This window comes from Burkholderia sp. SIMBA_062 (assembly GCF_046534765.1).
Classification (GTDB): Bacteria; Pseudomonadota; Gammaproteobacteria; order Burkholderiales; family Burkholderiaceae; genus Burkholderia; species Burkholderia ambifaria.
This window is the reverse complement of the sequence record NZ_JAWRYD010000497.1, coordinates 1-248: the sequence shown is the minus strand read 5'-3', so window position 1 is coordinate 248 and position 248 is coordinate 1. Positions and strand designations below refer to the sequence as shown.

1 protein-coding gene is annotated in these 248 nt (G+C 23.4%); it reads left to right on the top strand.

Annotated elements, in window-relative coordinates:
• On the top strand, positions 1–248 hold a 248-nt coding region (locus SB786_RS37220; RefSeq protein WP_410731712.1), incomplete at both ends, for a hypothetical protein.

Genomic DNA, 248 nt, shown 5'->3' with positions numbered 1-248 from the left:
AAGAAATTCCAGAAAAAGAAATGAAAAATAATGTTGAATTTGTTGGCAACATAATAAGTTTTCAAAAATCAAGTAATCATGCTTTTGGAATTATAAGATTAAAAATAATCAAAAAAAATATTAAAAATTTTGACGAAATACTGGATAAAGGAATATATCCTTATAAAATAAAAGATAAGATAGCTGAGTTATATTGTACTGTTTCAGTTGATAGAAAAGTAGGAGAAACGGTTAAGGTTGTATCTAAT